The 3,177-nt window shown below is 64.7% G+C and carries 3 protein-coding genes; 1 reads left to right on the top strand and 2 read right to left on the bottom strand.

From position 1 onward, the window contains the following. Nucleotides 1-93: 93 nt before the first annotated feature. Together RTN46_RS16805 and ppk2 are read right to left on the bottom strand one after the other, a co-directional pair. Nucleotides 94-831: an FCD domain-containing protein gene (locus RTN46_RS16805; protein ID WP_312183144.1), complete on the bottom strand. Its 738-nt coding sequence runs from the start codon at nucleotides 829-831 to the stop codon at nucleotides 94-96. A 51-nt stretch (nucleotides 832-882) separates the two neighbouring features. Then, nucleotides 883-1,869, bottom strand: coding sequence for a polyphosphate kinase 2 (gene ppk2, locus RTN46_RS16800; RefSeq protein WP_312183141.1), 987 nt, complete (start codon nucleotides 1,867-1,869; stop codon nucleotides 883-885). Between the two features lie 115 nt (nucleotides 1,870-1,984). On the opposite strand from ppk2, the gene RTN46_RS16795 reads away from it, so the two are divergent. Further along, complete coding sequence (locus tag RTN46_RS16795) at nucleotides 1,985-2,884, top strand: DUF1524 domain-containing protein (protein ID WP_312183138.1); 900 nt, start codon at nucleotides 1,985-1,987, stop codon at nucleotides 2,882-2,884. Nucleotides 2,885-3,177: the final 293 nt, after the last annotated feature.

Here is a 3,177-nt window from a genome sequence, read left to right as displayed (position 1 = left end):
TCCGCGCCCACCTCGCCACGCTCACGCGCTCCGCGCCCGCGCCCGCGCGCTACCGCGCTCACACGCACCCCGACCACGCACCGCCCCACACTCCTACCCCTCCAAAACCTCCGGCTGGGTGAAGATCCGTGGTTCGTCCCGCCAGACACTTTCGACTTCCGACTTCGTCCGCCGCATGATCTGGTCCATTGCCTCGCGCGCCGCTTCAGGCCGGCCCGCCTGGATGGCGTTGGCGACGTCGACGTGCCATTGCAGCGCTTCCTCGTGTGGATGGGTGGGCATGAGCCCGTAGTCGGTCCGGCCGCGCAGGACCTCGGCGATCATCGACTGCATCTGACTGAACATCTCGTTCCCCGACGCTGCCAGAACCAGTGCGTGATAGTGGATATCCAGCTCAAGGAACTGCTGAAGGTCCCCGGCACGGCCCACGGCACGCATCTTTGCGGCCACGGCCATCAGCTCGGCCGACATATCTTCCGGTGCATGCTGTGCAGCGAGTTCAGCGGCAGCAGGTTCGACGGCGGAACGCAGCTCGGTCAGCGACCTCAGCTGGGCCCCCTTGCCTGACCTAGCAGCCAGCCGCCACCGCACGATGTAAGGATCGAAGACGTTCCAGGACGTTTCCGGAAGCACCCGGATGCCCACCCGTTTGACCGTTTCCACCAGTCCCAGGGACTGCAGCACCCGGACGGCTTCCCGGGCCACGGACCGGGAAACATTCAGCTCCGTCTCGAGCTGCTCAGAGAACATGGTGTCTCCGGGCGCGAGTTCGCACGAGACGATCCTCCGCCCAAGCGATTCGATCACCAGGCTGTGCAGGCGTGAACTCATGGGAGTCTTCGGGTAGCAGTCACCCAGTCATCATATGCAACCCTGGCGGCGTCAGTTCTGCGGTTTGACCACGGGGAACATTCCGCCGGGCTCCTCACCCTCTTCATAGTGGCTGGCAGCAGGCCCAACAATCAGCGGGTCCGGCGCGTGCGCCAGGCTAAGGTCCTTGTTCGGGTAATCCACACCCGAAAGGACAAAGCGCATAGCCTCCAGCCGGGCACGCTTCTTGTCGTTCGACTTCACCACCGTCCACGGCGCATCACCGGTGTCCGTGTAAAAGAACATGGCTTCCTTGGCCTGCGTGTAGTCATCCCATTTGTCCAGGCTGGCCAAGTCGGTGGGGGAGAGCTTCCACTGCTTGACCGGGTCTGTCTCACGCGCCGCAAAACGTGCCAGCTGCTCCGCCCGCCCCACCGAGAACCACAGCTTGCGCAGCAGAACCCCCGAATTCACCAGCATCCGTTCCAGTTCCGGCACTTCCCGCATGAACTCCAGGTATTGGGCGGGTGTGCAATAGTTCATCACGCGTTCGACGCCGGCACGGTTGTACCAGGAGCGGTCCATCATCACGATCTCCCCGCCGCTGGGAAGCCGGGCAACGTAGCGCTGGAAGTACCACTGCGTGCGTTCCTGGTCCGTGGGCTTCTCCAAGGCGATAACCCGGGCGCCGCGGGGGTTCATATGTTCGTTGAACCGCTTGATCGCCCCGCCCTTCCCGGCGGCGTCGCGGCCTTCGAAAATGATCAGCATTTTCTGCCCGGTTTCCTTGACCCAGAGCTGCATTTTCAGCAGTTCTATCTGCAGCAGACGCTTCTGCCGGTCATAGGTGCTGCGGGTGAGCTTCTTCTTATACGGATAATTGTGCCGCCAGGCGGGATCGCTGCCCCGTTCCTTGATGGTCCTGGTCTTGGCCTCCAGCTCGGAGAGCTCATCAACTTCCGCCGCATAGTCCTCCACAACGGAAACCCGGCCGGCTTCGCCGTTCAGCTCCGGCGCCTGTTTGGTTCCGCCCTGGGATGTGTTCTTTCCGGTGGCCATGTCTTCTCCTCGGAAGGGGTGCACCACTGAATTTACGCGGCCACCGGGATCAGTGGAAGGGCGCGCCGGGAGCCTCCCCGGGTTTGCCCCAACTGGCATCGATAATTGATGGCAAATGAAATACCTGCGCTCCACTCTGCTGTCCCTGTCCGTCCTTCCGATCCTCGTATTTGGTACAGGTTGCGTACCGCAGGAATCCGGGGCCGCAGCGGGCGCACCGCCGGTGGTGCAGGTCCAGTCCGGAACCGCGCTGGAGCAGCTTGAAGGGATCACCATCAAGGGCCGGGCACCGAAAACCGGTTACGACCGGACCGAGTTCGGGCCGGCGTGGGCCGACGTCGACCACAATGGCTGCGATACCCGCAACGACATCCTGGCCCGGGACCTGGTGGACCTGGCGTTCCGGGACGGCACGAAGAACTGCGTAGTCACGTCCGGGACCTTCCTTGATCCGTACACCGGAACAACCATCAGCTTTGTCCGCGGCAACACCACCAGCACCGCCGTACAGATCGACCACGTGGTGGCGCTCTCCGACGCGTGGCAGAAGGGTGCCCAGCAGCTCACTGCCGAGAAGCGCCGGGAGCTCGCCAATGATCCGCTGAACCTCCTCGCCTCCGACGGCCCCGCCAACGGCGCGAAATCAGATTCCGACGCTGCCACCTGGCTGCCGTCCAACAAGGGCTTCCGGTGCGAATACGTGGCCCGCCAAACCGCGGTCAAGGCCGAGTACGGGCTGTGGATGACCCAGGCAGAGCATGACGCGATCGCCACCGTCCTCGCAGGCTGCCCGGACGAGCCGGTTCCGGTGCGGGACGGAACTATCACCCGATTCGCCGCGGGTTCGGCGGGTGAGGCGGTGGACGGCGGCGCGAGTGACGGCGCGGGTGACGGCACAGCGGGGGAGGGCCCGACGCCGGTCAAAGCGGCAGGCGCCGCGCCGATCCGACCGGGTGATCCGGGCTGGGATCCCAAGTTCGACGGCGACGGCGACGGGGTCGGCTGCACCTCCTGATCCGCTCGAAGCGGGCTGCTCCCCCCGAAAGAGCAGGCTCCGTTCCTTCTCCCTTCTGACAGTGCCGAGATAGCGGACTGTTCCTGTCCTGAAAACTGTCGCTCCGGACAGCCCCGGCCCCTAGCGTTGAGGGCGCCGGAAGAACGGGCGCAGGAAAAACGGGCCCGGGAGCAGAACGGGCCCAGGAAAAACGTGCCCAGGAGCAGAACGTGCCCAGGAACAGAACAGCCCCGGCCCCTCGCGTTGAGGGCGCCGTAAGAACGGGGCGCCGTAAGAACGGGTCCGGGAGCAGA

The organism is Arthrobacter sp., assembly GCF_031988865.1.
Classification (GTDB): domain Bacteria; phylum Actinomycetota; class Actinomycetes; order Actinomycetales; family Micrococcaceae; genus Arthrobacter_B.
The sequence above is the reverse complement of the archived record's forward strand: the minus strand, read 5'-3'. Positions and strand labels throughout refer to the sequence as shown.

Excerpts from the sequence above, each read along its gene's own strand:
- RTN46_RS16805 (WP_312183144.1), bottom strand. The coding sequence starts at position 831 with ATGAGTTCACGCCTGCACAGCCTGGTGATCGAATCGCTTGGGCGGAGG.
- ppk2 (WP_312183141.1), bottom strand. The coding sequence starts at position 1,869 with ATGGCCACCGGAAAGAACACATCCCAGGGCGGAACCAAACAGGCGCCG.
- RTN46_RS16795 (WP_312183138.1), top strand. The coding sequence starts at position 1,985 with ATGAAATACCTGCGCTCCACTCTGCTGTCCCTGTCCGTCCTTCCGATC.